At 68.6% G+C, this 16,319-nt stretch carries 14 protein-coding genes; 3 read left to right on the forward strand and 11 right to left on the reverse strand.

Annotated features, from left to right (window positions below):
* Nucleotides 1-2: 2 nt before the first annotated feature.
* On the reverse strand, nucleotides 3-863 hold the full coding sequence (gene motA, locus EBL84_RS10135) for a flagellar motor stator protein MotA (protein WP_123140701.1): 861 nt from the start codon (nucleotides 861-863) through the stop codon (nucleotides 3-5).
* A gap of 149 nt (nucleotides 864-1,012) precedes the next feature.
* Between motA and EBL84_RS10140 the strand changes: the two genes are divergently transcribed.
* The gene (locus tag EBL84_RS10140) at nucleotides 1,013-2,410 is read left to right on the forward strand and encodes an HDOD domain-containing protein (RefSeq protein ID WP_190287933.1); all 1,398 of its coding nucleotides are present in this window, start codon (nucleotides 1,013-1,015) and stop codon (nucleotides 2,408-2,410) included.
* Here the strand turns inward: EBL84_RS10140 and EBL84_RS10145 are convergent.
* The 3 genes from EBL84_RS10145 to EBL84_RS10155 all read right to left on the reverse strand — a co-directional run bounded on the left by EBL84_RS10145 (nucleotide 2,403) and on the right by EBL84_RS10155 (nucleotide 8,850).
* Complete coding sequence (locus tag EBL84_RS10145; protein ID WP_123140703.1) at nucleotides 2,403-3,401, reverse strand: HD domain-containing phosphohydrolase; 999 nt, start codon at nucleotides 3,399-3,401, stop codon at nucleotides 2,403-2,405. The genes EBL84_RS10140 and EBL84_RS10145 overlap by 8 nt on opposite strands.
* 6 nt (nucleotides 3,402-3,407) lie before the next feature.
* Nucleotides 3,408-7,487, reverse strand: a complete 4,080-nt coding sequence (locus EBL84_RS10150; RefSeq protein ID WP_123140704.1) for a response regulator — start codon at nucleotides 7,485-7,487, stop codon at nucleotides 3,408-3,410.
* A gap of 424 nt (nucleotides 7,488-7,911) precedes the next feature.
* On the reverse strand, nucleotides 7,912-8,850 hold the full coding sequence (locus tag EBL84_RS10155; RefSeq protein ID WP_123140705.1) for a putative 2-dehydropantoate 2-reductase: 939 nt from the start codon (nucleotides 8,848-8,850) through the stop codon (nucleotides 7,912-7,914).
* 300 nt (nucleotides 8,851-9,150) lie between these two features.
* Between EBL84_RS10155 and EBL84_RS10160 the strand changes: the two genes are divergently transcribed.
* A complete protein-coding gene (locus EBL84_RS10160; protein WP_123140706.1) occupies nucleotides 9,151-9,402 on the forward strand; it encodes a hypothetical protein in 252 nt (83 codons plus the stop codon).
* 86 nt (nucleotides 9,403-9,488) lie between these two features.
* Here the strand turns inward: EBL84_RS10160 and EBL84_RS10165 are convergent, their stop codons facing one another.
* The 6 genes from EBL84_RS10165 to EBL84_RS10190 form a co-directional block, all read right to left on the reverse strand.
* Nucleotides 9,489-11,219: a nickel-dependent hydrogenase large subunit gene (locus EBL84_RS10165; RefSeq protein WP_123140707.1), complete on the reverse strand. Its 1,731-nt coding sequence runs from the start codon at nucleotides 11,217-11,219 to the stop codon at nucleotides 9,489-9,491.
* Nucleotides 11,220-11,275: 56 nt separating this feature from the next.
* Nucleotides 11,276-12,583 (reverse strand): (Fe-S)-binding protein, encoded by a 1,308-nt coding sequence (locus EBL84_RS10170; protein ID WP_123140708.1) that lies wholly within the window; start codon nucleotides 12,581-12,583, stop codon nucleotides 11,276-11,278.
* Nucleotides 12,580-13,242, reverse strand: coding sequence for a hypothetical protein (locus EBL84_RS10175; protein ID WP_123140709.1), 663 nt, complete (start codon nucleotides 13,240-13,242; stop codon nucleotides 12,580-12,582). Before EBL84_RS10175 ends, EBL84_RS10170 begins: the two co-directional genes overlap by 4 nt.
* Nucleotides 13,239-14,336: a hydrogenase small subunit gene (locus tag EBL84_RS10180; protein ID WP_123140710.1), complete on the reverse strand. Its 1,098-nt coding sequence runs from the start codon at nucleotides 14,334-14,336 to the stop codon at nucleotides 13,239-13,241. The genes EBL84_RS10175 and EBL84_RS10180 overlap by 4 nt, the downstream gene beginning before the upstream one ends.
* A gap of 17 nt (nucleotides 14,337-14,353) precedes the next feature.
* Nucleotides 14,354-14,794, reverse strand: coding sequence for a hydrogenase expression/formation C-terminal domain-containing protein (locus EBL84_RS10185; protein WP_123140711.1), 441 nt, complete (start codon nucleotides 14,792-14,794; stop codon nucleotides 14,354-14,356).
* Between the two features lie 120 nt (nucleotides 14,795-14,914).
* A complete protein-coding gene (locus EBL84_RS10190; RefSeq protein WP_123140712.1) occupies nucleotides 14,915-15,415 on the reverse strand; it encodes a hydrogenase maturation protease in 501 nt (166 codons plus the stop codon).
* 74 nt (nucleotides 15,416-15,489) lie between these two features.
* Between EBL84_RS10190 and EBL84_RS10195 the strand changes: the two genes are divergently transcribed.
* Entirely contained in the window at nucleotides 15,490-15,720 is a 231-nt protein-coding gene (locus EBL84_RS10195) for a HypC/HybG/HupF family hydrogenase formation chaperone (RefSeq protein ID WP_123140713.1), read from the forward strand.
* Between the two features lie 8 nt (nucleotides 15,721-15,728).
* On the opposite strand, the gene EBL84_RS10200 is transcribed toward EBL84_RS10195, so the two are convergent.
* A complete protein-coding gene (locus EBL84_RS10200) occupies nucleotides 15,729-16,187 on the reverse strand; it encodes a hypothetical protein (protein ID WP_123140714.1) in 459 nt (152 codons plus the stop codon).
* Nucleotides 16,188-16,319: the final 132 nt, after the last annotated feature.

Consider the following 16,319-nt stretch of genomic DNA (forward strand, 5'->3'; position numbering starts at 1 on the left):
GGCTACCTCGCCCGTCCGCCGTGCAGATGGCGCTCGAGCTCGGTGAAGCTCGGGCGCAGCGGGGCGTGCATCGTCTTGCGACCGAACTCGACGGCGATCTGCGGGCCGTAGCCCTGGACGTTGGCGAGGATGCAGGCCTTGATGCAGGTGAGGAACTGCAGCTCCTCCTCGGCGCGATGCTCCATCGCGGTGGCGATCGGGCCGATGAGGCCGTAGGCGATCAGCACCCCGAGGAAGGTCCCGACGAGCGCTGCGGCGACCAGGGCGCCGATCTCGTCGAGCGCGCCGCCGAGCGCGCTCATGGTCTTCACGATGCCGAGGACCGCGGCGACGATGCCGAAGGCGGGCAGGGCATCGGCGCTGCGCTGCACCGCGTGGGCCGCTGCGGTGCGCGACTCGTGATGGGCGTTGAGCTCGACATCCATCAGCGCGTCGAGCTCGAAGGGGTTCATGCCGCCGCTGACCACCAGACGCATGTAGTCGGAGATGAACTCGAGCGCGTGCGGGTGCTGCAGCAGTCGGGGATGGGCGCGGAACAGCGCGCTGTTGCGTGGTTCCTCGATATCGGCCTCGACCCCCATCAGTCCGTCCTTGCGAATCTTGCCGAAGAGCTTGAACATCAGCGCCAGCAGATCGAGATAGTCAGCGCGGGTGTAGCACGGTCCACGCAGCAGCTGCGGCAGGGTGGCGAGGGTCTCGCGGATGATCGCGCCGGGGTTGGCGATGACGAAGGCGCCGAGCGCGGCGCCGCAGATGATGATGATCTCGTAGGGTTGCCAGATCGCCAGCAGGTTGCCGCCGTGGGCGGCGAAGCCGCCGAGCACGGCGCCGAAGGTGATCAGCGCGCCGAGCAGTAACTTCATCCCATGCCCCCTGAGTTGCCCGGGGACCAGCAGACGCGTAAACCGATGGGGTCTGACCCACTGCGTCGCTTGTCGCCGGCTGGTCCTTTTGCGAATAATGCCGCCGATCGATCCGATGGAGGGAAGGGGCCGCGATGGAGCAGGACTGGATGGGTCAATTGACCGCGCTGGTCGAGCCCGGGCGCCTGCCGGTGCTGGCGCGCTCGCGCGAGCGGCTCAGGGGGCTGCTCGCTGGCCCCGAGACCTCGCGTCAGCGCATGGCTGCGGTGCTGCTCGATGACCCGGCGCTGGCGCTGCAGGCACTGCATCGCGCCAACGCCGTGCCGCATCGCCATTTCCGCACCGAGATCGCCACCCTCGAGGATGCGGTGCACATGCTCGGCGAGCGCGGTCTTGCGCGCCTCCTCGAAGAGGTCGTCGAGGCCGAGCGCGAGCTCGAGGGGAACCGGCTGCGCGCCTATCGCCATGCCCTGGCGCGCGGCGCGCTGGCCGGTGCGCTGGCCGCCGACTGGGCGGCCTGTGGGCGTGACATGTTCCCGGCCGAGGTGGCCGCGGCCGCGCTCCTGCACACCCTTGGCGAGTTCGTCCTGCTCGCGGTGGGCGATCGGCGGATCGGACGCTATCTGCAGCTCGTCTATCTCCATCATGTCTTGCCGCACGAGGCCGATTATGTCGCGCTCAGCGACAGTCTGGGAACCCTGGGCTACCGGCTGGCCTGCCGTTGGGCGTTACCCGAGATGGTGCGTGAATCGATGCGTCCGCACAATGCCGCGCACAGCCGTCCGCTGGGGGCGATGCTCGCTAACCAGATGGCACGCGACGCCTGTTCGGGGTGGCGCCATCCGTTTTCGGGGCGAGACCTGTGGCTGGCGAGCGAGCTGCTCGAGCTCTCTCCCGATGTCCTGACTCGACGGGTCAACCGGGTGTTGGCGCTGACGCGCGAGCGTCTTCCGGTGCTCGCCGAGACGGCGTTGATGCCCTTGCCGACGCCGGCGCGTGCGCCTGCGGTCTGGGATCTGCGGGCGCCTTATCAGGCGCCTTTCTGTCTGGCACCGCGCGCCGACGAGCTGGCTCGGTGCCGGCATCGGCTCGAGTGCGGGGGTGGGGAGGAGGCGCTGCTGACGACCCTGCTCTACGGGCTGCATCGCGGGCTCGGACTCAATCGCGTGGCCTTCTTCGCCTGCGCGCCCGACGACCGGACCCTGACCCCGCGGTTGTTCGTCGGTTCGGAGTTCGAGCCCGAGTTCAATCAGGGTGGTTGGCGGCATCGGGCGCGGACCTTGCTCGAGGGGTTGCTCGATGCTCCGGGCGTGGTGCGGGTCGGGTGCGGCGGTACGGTCACGCTACCCGATGAGCTGGCCGAGCGTCTCGGGGTCGATGCCTTCCTGGCGATGCCGTTGTGGCGCGGCGGTGTCGTGCTCGGTCTGATCTATGCCGATCGACGCTGTGTCTGCTGCCATCTCGATGCCGGGATCGAGGCGCGGTTTGCGGCGCTGGTCATGCGAGCCTCGGAGATCCTGTCTCGCTCCTCGGGCGAGCTCAGTTGAGTTCGTCGGGTTCGCGAGCATCCCAGGTCGCCTTGATCTCGAGGATGCGCTCGAGCGATGCGTTGAACAGGGTGATCAGCTCCGGTTCGAAGTGATGTCCCGCCTCGGTGTTGAGGGTCTCGACCACGCGCTCGACCGGCCAGGGATCCTTGTAGGGGCGGCGCATGCTCAGGGCGTCGAAGACATCGGCGACGGCGACGATGCGCGCCGACTGGGGGATCTCGGTTCCGGCGAGTCCTTCGGGATAGCCGCTGCCGTCCCAGCGCTCGTGGTGATAGAGCGCGATCTCGGCGGCGAGCTTGAAGACTCGCGCCTCGCTGCGCGCGAGGATGTCGTGCCCGATCCGCGCATGGGTCTTCATCACCGCCCACTCGGCGGCATCGAGCTTGGCCGGTTTCTGCAGGATGGCGTCGGGGATGCCCATCTTGCCGGTGTCGTGCATCGGCGCGGCGAGCTTCATCAGCGCGACCGACTCCTCCGACCAGCCGACGGCCTCGGCGAGCAGCGCCGAGTAGTCGGCCATGCGCCAGATATGGACGCCGGTATCGTTGTCGCGAAAGTGTCCGGCGCGCGCCAGCATGTCGATGGCGTCGCGCTGGCTGCGTTCGAGGTCGGTGGCGCGCACCAGTGAGAGGTGGGTACGCACCCGTGCCCTGAGTACCAGCGGCGAGATCGGTTTGGTGATGAAGTCGACCCCGCCGGCCTCGAAGGCCTCGTTCTCGTCGATCTCGTCGGAGCGCGAGGTGATGAACAGCACCGGGATCTGGTCGCCGCCGGGGCTGGCCTTGAGCCGGCGGCAGACCTCGTAGCCATCCATGTCCGGCATCTGCACGTCGAGCAGCAGCATCACCGGCGCGTGTTTGGCGACCGCCGCCAGCGCCTCCTGGCCATTGCGGGCGAATACCAGGTTGTAGTCCTCGCCGAGGATCTGCTCGATCAGTGCGAGATTGCTCGGCTCGTCATCGACGACCAGAAGCTTGCCGTGTTGCATTGCGGGTCACCCATCTAGCGTCGTATCCAGTGTCTCGATCAGGCGTCGAGTCGCCGTCTCCGCGGCGCGGAAATCGAAGGCCTCGAGTCGCTCGCGAATCGGGGCGAGCAGCTCGGGGGCGATGCGAGGTTCGAGGCTGTCGAGCAGCGGGCGAACCCTCGCCGGGTCGTCCTGATCGAGCGCTTCGAGCAGTTGCTGTACCAGGGCATCCGTCCCGGCCTCCGTGCTTGGCGATCGTTTTTGCGCCGCCGCGGCCGGCGGCGGGTGTTGCGCGATGTACTCGGCGATCGCGTGCAGGCTGGCCGTCATGGTGCGCGTCAGCTGGTCGATCGCCGATCTCGTCTGCTCGGCCATGCCTGAGTGCGCGGCCGTCTCCAGCTCCGTGGCCGCCTGCTGCAGCGACTTCAGCCCGAGGTTGCCGGCCGCTCCCTTGAGCTTGTGGGTGAGCGTCGCGATGGTGTTGCGATCGCCCGACTCCTCGAGCCGGTGGAGCTTGCTCCCGGTATTGGCGTACTCGTCGCCGAAACGGCGCAGGTTGGTCGTATAGACGGTCGCGTTGCGCCAGCGCGTCATCGCCTCGGCGCTGTCGAGCAGGGGCAGGCTGCCCTCTGTGTCATGGTGTGAGGGCGCCGGCGACTCGATTCCCTTGCCGTTCGTCGGCGTGTGACCGAGATGGCTGCGGATGGTCGCGATCATCTGGTCGACATCGAAGGGCTTGGGCAGGAAGTCATCCATCCCTGCGGCGAGCGCGGCCTCGCGCTGAGGCTGGAAGACGCCGGCGGTCAGGGCGATCACCGGCAGTTGCGCGAGACCGAGCCGTTGGCGGATCTCGTGGGTTGCCATGTAGCCGTCCATCACCGGCATCTGGATATCCATCAGCACCAGATCGACACCCTGCGGGTGCTGCTCGACCCAGTCGACCGCCTCGCGCCCGTTGGCGGCCTCGTGGACCTCGGCGCCCTCGCCCTCGAGGATGGTGCGGGCGACCTCGCGATTGATCTCGCTGTCGTCGACCACCAGCAATCGAACCTCTTCAAGACGTGGCTCTTGGTGTCCGGGGGGCTGCGCCGCCGAGCCGGCGTGTCGCGTCGTCGGCTGTTCGATCTGCTGCATGGCGTTGTAGAGCGCCGAAGGGGTGACCGGCTTGTGGATGAGCGCGTCGATCTCTGTGGCGAGTTCGTGTTCGCGGCCATAGGCGGTGGCCATGATCACGCGGGGCATCTGTTCGGAGGGGAGCGTGTCGCGCGCGATCCTGACCGTCTCGATGCCGTCCATCCCCGGCATCCGCCAGTCGATCAGCAACAGGTCGAAGGGGGACGGTCCGGGTTGGCGATCGAACAGCAGCGCCAGCGCCTCCTCGCCCGAGCTGGCTGTCATCGAGTCCCAACCGAGGGTCCTGGCGCAGGCCTTCAGGGTTGCGCGCGCGGCCTCGTTGTCGTCGACCACCAGCACATTGCAGCGCGGCAGCGGGGGACGCTGCGACATGGTGGGTGCCGCGGCGTAGGGCAGAGTGAACCAGAACTCACTGCCTTGACCGACCTGGCTGGTCGCGCCGAGCGTCCCGCCCATCGCCTCGACCAGGCGCCGGCAGATGGCAAGTCCCAACCCGCTGCCGCCGAAGCGCCGGGTGGTCGAGGTGTCGGCCTGGGTGAAGGCCTGGAAGATTGCCTGCAGCTTGTCCGGGGCGATGCCGATCCCGGTGTCCTTGACGCTGAAGTGCAGCCTGAGCTGATCGGGTTCGGAGTCGTCGCAGAGGACCCGCACCAGCACCTGGCCCTGCTCGGTGAACTTGAGCGCGTTGGAGACCAGGTTGGTGAGCACCTGCTGGAGTCGCAGGGCGTCGCCGTAGAGGGTGTCGACCCCCTTGGGCGGGACGCCGACGATCAGCTCGACCTGATGGTTGCCGCTCTCCGGGGCCATGATGGTGGCGATGTTCTCGAGGACCTCGCCGAGACTGAACGGCACATGCTCGACCTCGAGTCGCCCGGCCTCGATCTTGGAGAAGTCGAGGATGTCGTTGACCAGCGCGAGCAGGGCGCGGCTGGCGCTGTGGATCTTGACCACCAGTCGCCGTTGCTCATCGTCGAGCGCGGTCTGGTCGAGCAGATAGGTTAGGCCGAGCACGGCGTTGATCGGGGTGCGGATCTCATGGCTCATGTTGGCGAGAAATCCGCTCTTGGCCTCGGTGGCCGTCTCGGCCTGGCGCACCGCCTCGCGCAGCCGCTCGTTGAGGGCGAGCAGCTCGTGGGTGCGCTGGCCGACCTTGAGTTCGAGCTGACGGTTGGCGTCGATCAGTGCCTGCTCGGCCTTGTACTTGTCGGTCACGTCGCGGTTGGTGCCGACCATCTGCAGTGGCTGCCCTTGCTGGTCACGCTCGATCAGCGCCGCCGAGTGGATGTGACGGATCTCGCCGCTGGTGTGCTGGATGCGGAAGCTGAGCTCGTCGACCTGTTTGCCGAGCAACTGCAGTCGCAATCGCTCCTCGACATGGGGGCGGTCGAGTGGGTGGATCCGTGACAGCCAGGCGGTATAGTCGAGTGCCGGCCTGCCGTCGCGACCGTGCTCGAGTCCGTAGATGGCGTACATCCGCTGGTCCCAGGTCAACTGGTTGTCGTCGAGTTGCCACTCCCAGATGCCGATGCCCGCGGCATCGAGCGCCAGGCGCATGCGCGAGAGTGTGGTGCGCAGCTGGGCCTCCAGACGATGGTAGTCGCTGAGGTCGCGAACGATATAGGACAGCCCGATGATCCCGCCGTCGCCGTTGCGGACCGGTGAGATGGTCGCGGCCAGCTCGATGAGACGCCCGTCGCGATGGCGATGCTGGATGCCGAATCGACGCAGGGTCTGGCCGCTGCGGACCTGGGCAAGTCCCGCCTTCCAGGCCTCGACATTCCCCTTGGTATCGAGTACCGGCGGTGGCTGGCCGATCATCTCATCGGCACGGTAGCCGAACAGCCGCTCCGCCGCCGGGTTCCAGCTGACGACCCGATTGTCGAGTCCCTGGCCGATGATGGCGTCGTCGGTCGACTCGATGATGGCGGCGAGTCGGCCGCGTGACTCGGCCGTCTGCAATCGCTTGCGGGTATTGTCGAGATAGATCCACAGCAGCCCCGAGATCAGTGTCGAGAACAGCGCGATCAGCCCGGCGACATGCTGGGGATCGCGCAGGTTGAGGTTGGCGAGGAAGGCTGGCAGTACCTTGATCTCGATCTGCCAGCGTCGTCCGTAGAGCGCGATGGTGTGACGGGCGACGAGGTCGTCGATGATCGGCGTGTCGCTGCCGGGCGAGCTGTAGAAGCGTTCGGGTCGTTCGTTGTCGTCGAGGTCGGTGAGCGTCAGGCTGAACTCGTCGCCGCGGAAGTCGAAGTCCGCCAGGACCTCGTCGATCACCAGTGCCGTATAGGCCCAGCCGACCACGGTCGTCTTGTCGTCCCTGGCCGCTGCCGGCTCGGAGAGCGCCAGCAACAACAGGAAGGAGCGTAGAGGCTTGCCGCTGGCCTGCACCAGGGTGATCGGCGCGGTCAGGGTCGGCTGACCGCTGTGCATGGCGTTGATGGCTGCCTGGCGTCGATTGGACTCCGAGGCGATGTCGAGACCGATGGCCTCGCGATTGTGCTCGAGCGGCTCGATGATCTGGATCACGAAGCGCTCGCCATCGTGTTTCTGGAGCTGGTGGACAGTGAAGTCGGGACGTCCATCGTGACGAATGCGCCTGATGAAGGCGTCGACCTGGTCAGGAGCGACCCGGCTGATATAGCCATAACCCCGTGATCCGGGAAACTCGCGTCGGTGCTCGCGTGAGGCCATGTAGCGGCGGAAGTCGGCGAGTCGGACCTGGTCGCCGCCGGCGCTGATGATCGCGCCGCGGGCACCGCGCAGGCCGTATTCGTAGATCTGCATGCGATCCCTGAGCTGGTCGACGACCCGCTCGACCAGGAAGGCGAAGCGTTCGCGCTTGGTGGTCTCGTTCTCGTTGGCCAGCTGGGCGTGGACCACGACGGCGAGGACCAGCCCGGCCGCGAGCAGCAGCAGCGGGAGGTACAGCGGGACCGTGGCAGCGAGCCGGCGGAGTCTGGAGGTCGCCATCACGCTCAGTCGGGCAGGCGTCGGTCAGGATCCCGGCAGCAGAGTGCCGGCCATCGGTGGGGTGCCGGTCTTGGCGCGGAAGCGGCGTGATCGGTGAGCGTGGCTGCTCGGGTCGACATCATCGATTCCTCCACGAGGGCGCTTCCTGGGGGCTTCGTCCGGGTCCTTGTCGTTGCTGCTGGCGAGTGCGGTCTCGGCGCCTGTCACCGGTGTCGGCGACTGCTGCTGACGGGTGGACTCGGGCGCGCCCCCGCGGTGAGGCGCGGGTCAGTCCCGGGGTGGCGATCGTGCGTCCAGACCGCCGTTGGATGGTGGCGACGCTTGGGGTGGGTTCAAGCGCCGCTGGCCGGATCGTCGAGGTTGGCGGGAAACACCCGATGGGTGGCGCCCCATCTGCCGGGGCGCATCGTGGCTGCGAAGGGCTTCAACCGGCGGCGCGGTTGTGCCGATCGCGGAAGGCCAGGGCATCGGCGAGGGCGGTGATCACGGGCAGCTGCGCGCCGTGGCGCTCAGCCTCCCGCAGCGGGCGGCGATACATGTATTCGAGCTCCAGCGGACGCTTGTCGAGATAATCCAGCCGCATGCTCGGGGCATAGGGCCGCATCTGCTCGGTGAAGCGTATCAGCCGCTCGGGGAAGTCCGGTGCGAAGGGATGGCCGCAGGCCTCGGCGCCGCGCGCGACCTCGGCCATCAGCCGCTGGGCGAGGCGGCGCGCGTCGGGGTCGGCGATGATCCGGTCGGTATCGGCGTCGAGCAGCACCGAGAGACCGTTGAAGGGGATGTTCCAGGCGAGCTTGCGCCAGCGTGCCTGGTGCAGGTCGGGCAGGGACTCGACCTCGACCCCGGCAGCCGAGAAGGCCTGCATCAGCGGTTCGATGCAGGCGCGGTCGCGCTCGTCGAAGGGGGCGAAGCTCACGGTGCCGTAGTCGAGATGGACGATGTGTCCGGGTCCGACCTTGTTCGAGCACAGATAGCACATCCCCGCGATCACCCGCGCCTCGGGGAAGGCGGCGGCCAGCTCGTCCTCCATGGTCAGGCCGTTTTGCAGGTTGAGGATGATGGTGCCGGGACGGACCAGGGGGCGCAGCAGTGTCGGCAGGCGGTGGTTCTGGATGGTCTTGAGCGCGACGCAGACCACGTCGCTCGGCGGGATGGCGTCACTGTCGCGATAGACCTCGACCGGGTCGAGATGGAGGTCGCCGAGGGGCGAGTCGACGCGCAGCCCGTCGCGGGCGATGGTCGCCGCGTCGCTGCGGGCGATGAAGCGCACGGTCGCGCCGGCTGCCTGCAGCCGTGCCCCGTAGAAGCCGCCGAGCGCGCCGGTGCCGAGGATGGTGAAGCTGAGATCGGTTGATGCTGTCATGTCTTGCTGGTGATGCGTCCGGGGACGCACTGGAGGTTGGATTGCAACATCTCAGTATACGCCCTCGACGATGCCTCGCCCGCGAGGCGGCCCGTCGTGCTGGTCGAGCGAGTGAAACGCGACCCGGATCGCGTCGCTCCGCCCCTGTCTGGGTTACCCTGAACCCAGGACGAAAGCGATGGTGTCTGGCTCCGCTGAGTCGCCGGTGGCGATGTCGGCGCGAGACCATCCCAATCCGGTGTATGCGACAGGCGACGGACTCTCCTCGTACGCGCATCGATCAAGCAGTGGAGTCCGATCGTGACCTATTTCTACCAATCCTTCGGTCTGGTCCCCGCCTGGGCCTTCGCCTCCGGGTGGATGCTCGGCATGTGCTCGCCTGCGGCCTATCGCTGGGTGCCGAGCGCGCTGGGGCTGGGCCATGTCGAGTCGGCGCAGGTGAGCGCCGCAGCGCTCCCGGAGGCCGTCGCGCCATCCCGACCGGTCGGCGCGCACACGAGTCGCCCCCGGTCTGTGAGCCGGGTCGACGAGGTGCTGTCCGAGGCCTGCTGAGCGCGACCTGGCCGCCCTATGGGCATCTCCCATGCCGAGCGCGCCTGGCCATCAAGGTCGGGCGCTGAGCTGTCCGCGCACCGGGGTCAGCAGACCTTGATCTCCAGTTGCTCGCCGGAGTCGGGGTCGGCCAGGTGCACGGCGCAGGCGATGCAGGGGTCGAACGAGTGGATGGTGCGCAGGATCTCCACCGGTTGTCTGGGGTCGACCAGCTGGTGGTTGTGCTCCAGTGCCGCCTCGTAGGCACCGGGCTGCTCCGCGGCGTCGCGGGGGCCGGCGTTCCAGGTCGAGGGCACCACCGCCTGATAGTTCTCGATCCGACCGTCGCGGATCACGATCCAGTGACCGAGCGCGCCGCGCGGGGCCTCCATGTAACCGGCGCCGCGCGCCTCGCGCGGCCAGGTCTCGGGGTCCCAGGTGCGGGCGTCGAAGGTGCGGGTGTCGCCGGCGCGGATGTTGTCGATCAGGCCGCGATACCAGTCGTCCATGGCGTCGACCAGGATGCGGGTCTCGAGCGCGCGTGCGGCGGTGCGCCCGAGCGTCGAGTAGAGCGCGGTGATCGGCAGATCGAGCTGGCGCAGCGCCTGACCGACCAGTTCGCGGGTCTGTTCGTGACCGCGGGCGTAGAGGAGCAGCACCCGTGCCAGCGGGCCGACCTCGACCGCGTGGCCCTTCCAGCGCGGCGACTTCATCCACGAATAGCCATCGGCGACGTCGAGCTGGGTATAGGGCGGTCGCACCCCGCCGCGCCCGTCGTAGTCGAGCCGGGTCTCGCCGGCATAGGGGTGCAAGCCTTGATCCTTGCCTCCGGGATAGTCGTACCAGGCGTGGGCGACGAACTCCTGGATCTGCTCGGGGTCGTCGAGATCGATCTCGTGGATGGTGTCGAGGTCGCGCCCGAGGATCACCCCGCGCGGGAACAAAAAGCCCTCCGGGCTCAGCGTCTCGCCGCTGGGCAGGTCGCCGTAGCAGAGGAAGTTGCCGAGCCCCTCGCCGCGCTCGGCCCAGTCCTTGTAGAAGCCGGCGATGGCCAGGGTGTCGGGGAGATAGACCTGCTCGACGAAGGTGCGCATGCGCGCGATGATCGCGGCCACCTCGGCCAGTCGGCTGGCGTCGAGCGCCGAGTCGGAATCGAGGTCGATGGGGCAGGGTACGCCGCCGACGACGAAGTTCGGATGCGGATTCTTGCCGCCGAAGATGGCGTGCAGCCGGGCCGCGTCGCGCTGCCAGGCGAGCGCCTCGAGATAGTGCGCCACCGCCATCAGGTTGGCCTCCGGCGGCAGCCGGTAGGCCGGGTGCCCCCAGTAGCCGTTGGCGAAGATGCCAAGCTGGCCGGACTCGACGAAGCCGCGCAGCCGCTTGCGCACCTCGCTGAAGTAACCCGGCGAGGACTTCGGCCAGGCGCTGATCGTCTGGGCCAGGGTCGAGGTTGCCGCCGGATCGGCCTCGAGCGCCGAGACCACGTCCACCCAGTCGAGCGCGTGGAGGTGATAGAAGTGCATCACGTGGTCGTGGATGTACTGCGCGCCGATCATCAGGTTGCGGATGCGCTGGGCGTTGAGCGGCGGGGTGATGCCGAGCGCGTCCTCGACCGCGCGCACCGAGGCGATGCCGTGGACCAGGGTGCAGACGCCGCAGATGCGCTGGGCGAAGGCCCAGGCATCGCGCGGGTCGCGACCGCGCAGGATGGTCTCGATGCCGCGCACCGAGGTGCCCGAGCTGTAGGCGCGGGCGATGCGGTCACCGGACAGCTCGGCCTCGATGCGCAGGTGCCCCTCGATGCGGGTGACGGGGTCGACGACGACACGTTGACTCATGGAACTGGCTCTCCTGCTGCTGGCCGGGTCTCCCGGCCTGGCTCATGCGGGTTGGCTCAGGCCGGCTGGCCGGACTCGGTGCCCGCTTCGGGCTCGACGGCCGGTCGCTCGACCAGATGCTCGGCGATCATCTCGGTCAGCCCGACCACCGGGATGTCCATGTTGAACTCCTCGAGCCCCTCCTCGAGCTGGGTGCGGCAGGTGGCGCACATGGTCACCATGCGCTCGGGCTCGACCGCCTCGATCTGCGCCTTCTTGCGCTTGAAGGCGGCGAGCTTCAGCGGCTCGGCGCGCTCGTTGGAGCTGACCCCGCCGCCAGCCCCGCAACACCACTGGAAGCGCCCGTGCTCGTCGAGGTCGACGAAGTTCTCCGCCACCAGGCCCATCAGCGCGCGCTGCTCGCCGATCACCCCGCTCTTGCGCGCGAGGTTGCAGGGATCGTGCATCGACAGCCGGTCTGCCTCCTTGCCCTCGGTGTGCAGTCGTCCGTCGCGGCGCAGCTCGTCGAGCACCTCGATGATGTGGAAGACGCGGAAGGGATAGGGGCGCCCGATCAGGTTCGGGCCTTCCCAGCGGATCGCGGTGAAGGCGTGACCGCACTCGGGGCTGATCACCCGGCTCACTCCGAGCGCCGAGGCTGCGGCCACCACCCGCTCGACGAGCTCGGCGGCGATGTCCTTGCTGCCGATCTGGATGCCGGCGTTGGTGGCCTCGAAGCACTGGGTGGAGAGCGTCCAGCGCACCCCGGCGTGATCGAAGATGCGGGTGATCGCCTCGAGGTACTCGGGGAAGTTGATGATCTCCATCGACGAGAGCATCACCAGGTATTCGGCCCCGGCGCGATCGACCGGCACCGTCAGCCCGGTGCTGCGCTCGACGTGCTGGATCTGTACCGCCAGCGTCTTCCACTGCAGTCCCATCGGGCTGCCGGTCTGGATCGCGCGCACCGAGGCGGCGACCAGCCCTTCCGGGGCGTGGCCGGACTGCACCATGCCCTCACGGGTCTTGCGGATCATGTAGGCGAGGTCGTTGCCCACCGGACAGACCATGGAGCAGCGCCCGCACATGGTGCAGCTGTCGTAGAGCAACGGCTCCCACTCGGCGAGCATGGTGTCGCTGACCTCCTGTCCCAGACCCAGCCAGCGCTTGATCCGTCCCCACAGGGTGAATTCGGCCTCCCACACCCGTCGTAGCGGCTCGAGCTTGAGGATCGGGGTGTAGCGCGGGTCGCCGGTCTCCAGATAGAAGGGGCAGGACTGGGCGCACAGCCCGCAGCGCACGCAGCTCGAGAAGAAGGCCGCCACCGGGGCGTCGATCTCGGCGCGCAGCGCGGCCAGTCCACGTTCGAGAGAGAGTTCGCTCATGACCGCACCCCCTTGCGGCCGAAGGCCGCGCCGTTGTACCAGCGCGCGAAGACGGTGGTGAAGATATGGGTGAGCTTGGTGAAGGGCAGACAGATCAGCAGCAGCTCGGCGCTGAGGATGTGCATGCCGAGCGCCAGCGGATAGGGCTCGACCAGCCGGTGATAGGCGAGATAGCCGGTCAGCACCACGGCGAAGGTCAGTGCCCACACCAGATAGTCCTGGGGGATGCTGATCCGGCGCTTGACCGGGTGGAGCAGACGATGGAGCAGCGCCGCGACCAGCCCGGCCAGGGTGATGGCGGTGAGCAGGTCGATCACCGGGTTGGGCAGGGCCGGCCAGGAGACGCCGAAGACCCCGGCGATCAGCTCCACATGCGGCACGGAGAGCAGCAGCACAATGATGAAGCCGAGGTGCCAGACCCAGCCGACCAGCACGTCGAAGGGTGCGCGCCTGAAGGTGCCGGGGTCGGGGATGGTGCGGGTGAAGACGGTGCGCAGCCCCGGCAGCCACTCGCCGGCGCGCGCCTCGGCATGGTTGGTGGCGCGCCCGAGCAGCAGGATCTCGAACAGCCGCGCCAGCATCCCCACGGCGAAGATGCCGAGTGCGATCTGGAACATCGGCCCCTTGGTCCACTGCAGGAATTCCATCGCGCCGTTCATAGCTTCTTCTCCAGCTCTTCGACGGTGACCGGTTCGCGGTGCTGCTGCTCGTCGCGGGTGAGGTGCCTGGCGGCCAGCGCCGTGCCGGCGCCGAGCGCGGCCCCGGCGGCGCCGGCGCCGAGCAGTGCTGCGGCGTTCACCCGTGGTGGTACCGAGACGGCCCGGTAGAAGCCGCCGGCGTCCCAGAAGGCCGGCTCCGAGCAACCGAGACAGGGGTGCCCGGCCTCGATCGGCCAGCTGGTGCCGCCGTTCCAGCGCTGGGTGGCGCAGGCGTTGTAGGTGGTCGGACCCTTGCAGCCGAGCCGGTAGAGACACCAGCCCTGGCGCGCGCCCTCGTCGTCGAAGGACTCGGCGAACAGGCCCCGGTCGTAGAAGGGACGGCGATAGCAGCGGTCGTGGATCGACTCGCCGAAGAAGGCCAGCGGCCGCCGGTAGGCGTCGAGCTCGGGCAGTCGACCGAAGGTCAGGTAATGCGCCAGCACCCCGGTGATCGCCATCGGGATCGGCGGACAGCCGGAGATGTTGACGATCGGCTTGTCGTGCACCAGCTCCATCACCGCGCGCGCGCCGGTGGGGTTGGGGGCGGCGCGCGGCAGTCCGCCGAAGGCGGCGCAGGTGCCCACCGCGATCACCGCCGCGGCATGCTCCACGGTCTCCATCAGGATCGCGTGATTGCTGTGACCGGCGACGGTGGAATAGCCGGGGTTGGCCTCCGGACCGGGGATGGAGCCGTCGACCACCACCAGATAGGCCCCGGCATTGTCGCGCATCGCCTGCAGCCGTGCGGCCTCGGCCGCTTCGCCCGAGGCCGCCTGCAGGGTGTGGTGGTAGTCGAGCGAGATCGCCTCGAAGATCAGCCCCTCGAGGGTCGGGGCGTGGCTGCGGGTGAGCGACTCGGTGCAGCCGGTGCACTCCTGGAAGGAGAGCCAGATCACCGAGGGGCGGCGCGCCGCCTCCAGCGCCTCGGCGATCCTCGGGATCAGGCTCGGCGGCAGCGCCATCAGCGAGGCGGTGGCAGCGCAGAACTTGAGAAAACCACGCCGCGAGACCCCTTGGGCACGCAGCTGCTCGGCGAGTGTCTGGGAGGCGGCCATGATCCCTCCTCGTGGCGTCAGGACGGTGGAGACGGGTCGCCTGCGCCGGCCAGCCCGGCGTCGAGGCGCTGCAGACCAGCGCTGAGCGTGGCCCGATCGGTGCGCAGGATCTGCGGGACGGTGGCGATCTCGAGATGCAGCGCGAGCCGCTGGTCGTCGGCGTCGCGGTAGTCGACGACCCACACCCCGGCGATGGCCGACTCGTGGACCCGGGTCGGTCCCATGGCCTCGATCCGCGCCTCGACCTCGCCGCGACCGATGAAGGCCAGCAGCTGGTCGATCAGCGTGGCGTCGAGCGGCAGGGCATGGAGGTCGATGCGGTGTTCGCCGCCATCGGCGACGAGCCGGGCGAGCGCGTGGCGCACCTCATGGAGCAGCGGGACCAGTGGTCCGGGCAGGGGGGGGAGAGCGTCCGTGTCCGTGTCCCCGGCGGGGGCGATGGATTCCAGTGTGGGCATGTCGCTCACCTCGGACTGACCTTGGGAGGGAGTTTAGGCGCTTTGTCTGCGTTTCGAGTTGACTTGGCGCAGCTATTTAAGAAGGTTAGCAAGCTCCAATATAGTGAGTGTCTCGCGGGGTTATTCATCGTCCCAACGTCTGAGCAGGGCGTGAACCGCGGCGATGGCGCCGGGCAGCGCGGCCTCGACCGAGAGGCTCAGGTGTTCGCCCCAGTCGATCCGCTCGGGCTCGATGGCCACCAGCGCGCGCGGCTGCGGCAGGCTGTCGGTGAGCCGGGTGATGTCGAGCAGATCGGCGAGCCCGACCTCGTGCACGCTGCTGGCGTGGGCGCGCAGATGCGCATCCATCGCCGCGTCCTCGAACACCCGGATGGTGCCGGGGGGCTCGCCCAGGGTGGCGACATCGACCACGATCAGCCGCGCGAAGGCGGCGATGTCGGTGGCTAGGGTGAATCCCAGGGTGCCGCCGTCGAGACAGCGGAAGGGCGCGCCCGGGCCGGACTCGACCTCGAGCCGGCGGACCAGGCGCGGGCCGAGGCCCTCGTCGCTGAGCAGCAGGTTGCCGATGCCGAGGATCAGGGTATCGGGTTCGCGGGGTGGCGGTGATGGGGGCTGATGCATGGTCTGGGTCCATCCTGGTTGGATGCGGGCGCGCCGTGCTGGAGAGACGGCCTCGGGCCGTCGGGAGAGAACAGATGTGTTTCGGGATACCGATGCGGATCCGCGCGATCGACGGTCTGGTCGCCCACTGCGAGGCCGGGGGCGTGGAGCGACAGGCCAGCCTGTTGATGCTGGCGCACGAGCCGCTCGTCGTCGGCGACTACGTGGTGGTCCACCTGGGGCACGCGATCGAACGGGTCGATCCCGAGGCCGCCGCCGAGGCCTGGCGTCTCTACGACGAGATGCTGGCGGCGGGACGGGAGTAGCGGGCCGCTCAGCCCTGGACCTCGCGGGCGAGCGCGTATTGCGCCTCGACCTCGGCGGACTCCGACTGCGTATCGTCCTCCATCATCGCGCAGTTGATCGCCATGCGTGCCTGCACCGCCGCCTTCCAGGCGGGGTTGCGGGCATCGCGACGTACGTCCTCGGGGGCGAGCGCGGCGCTGGCGGCGGCGGCGACGAAGTGCTCGGCCTGGGCCATCCAGTCGGTGTCCTTGCCACAGTCGGTATAGGTGCGGGTGGCGTGCGCCTTGGCGATGCGGAAGGCCTCGGCGAGCGCCTCCGGGGGGCTGGCCGGATCGACCCCGGTGGCGATCGCCTGATGGACGCGCGCATCGCTGCACAGCGCGCCGACACGCTCGGCGAAGCGGCAACCGAGGACGCGTCGCTCGCGATGCGTGAGCGCGTCGAGCGCGGCGCGAAGGTCCTGGTCGGTCTCGATACGGATGGCCATGATCGGCTCCTCGAGTTGGCGGGTGAAGGACCGGCTGAGATCGCGTCAAGAATATCAGTAAATGATCATATTGCCAGCCGCCAGCCGCCAGCCGCCAGCCGCCAGCCGCCAGCCGCCAGCCGCCAGCCGCCA

It is taken from the genome of Marichromatium sp. AB31 (assembly GCF_003718685.1).
GTDB lineage: Bacteria > Pseudomonadota > Gammaproteobacteria > Chromatiales > Chromatiaceae > Marichromatium > Marichromatium gracile.

Coding starts and splice junctions, on each gene's coding strand:
- EBL84_RS10195 (WP_123140713.1), top strand. CDS start 15,490: ATGTGTTTCGGGATACCGATGCGGATCCGCGCGATCGACGGTCTGGTC.
- EBL84_RS10170 (WP_123140708.1), bottom strand. CDS start 12,583: ATGAGCGAACTCTCTCTCGAACGTGGACTGGCCGCGCTGCGCGCCGAG.
- EBL84_RS10150 (WP_123140704.1), bottom strand. CDS start 7,487: ATGGCGACCTCCAGACTCCGCCGGCTCGCTGCCACGGTCCCGCTGTAC.
- EBL84_RS10145 (WP_123140703.1), bottom strand. CDS start 3,401: ATGCAACACGGCAAGCTTCTGGTCGTCGATGACGAGCCGAGCAATCTC.
- EBL84_RS10185 (WP_123140711.1), bottom strand. CDS start 14,794: ATGCCCACACTGGAATCCATCGCCCCCGCCGGGGACACGGACACGGAC.
- EBL84_RS10190 (WP_123140712.1), bottom strand. CDS start 15,415: ATGCATCAGCCCCCATCACCGCCACCCCGCGAACCCGATACCCTGATC.
- EBL84_RS10155 (WP_123140705.1), bottom strand. CDS start 8,850: ATGACAGCATCAACCGATCTCAGCTTCACCATCCTCGGCACCGGCGCG.
- EBL84_RS10200 (WP_123140714.1), bottom strand. CDS start 16,187: ATGGCCATCCGTATCGAGACCGACCAGGACCTTCGCGCCGCGCTCGAC.
- EBL84_RS10180 (WP_123140710.1), bottom strand. CDS start 14,336: ATGGCCGCCTCCCAGACACTCGCCGAGCAGCTGCGTGCCCAAGGGGTC.
- motA (WP_123140701.1), bottom strand. CDS start 863: ATGAAGTTACTGCTCGGCGCGCTGATCACCTTCGGCGCCGTGCTCGGC.
- EBL84_RS10140 (WP_190287933.1), top strand. CDS start 1,013: ATGGGTCAATTGACCGCGCTGGTCGAGCCCGGGCGCCTGCCGGTGCTG.
- EBL84_RS10175 (WP_123140709.1), bottom strand. CDS start 13,242: ATGAACGGCGCGATGGAATTCCTGCAGTGGACCAAGGGGCCGATGTTC.
- EBL84_RS10165 (WP_123140707.1), bottom strand. CDS start 11,219: ATGAGTCAACGTGTCGTCGTCGACCCCGTCACCCGCATCGAGGGGCAC.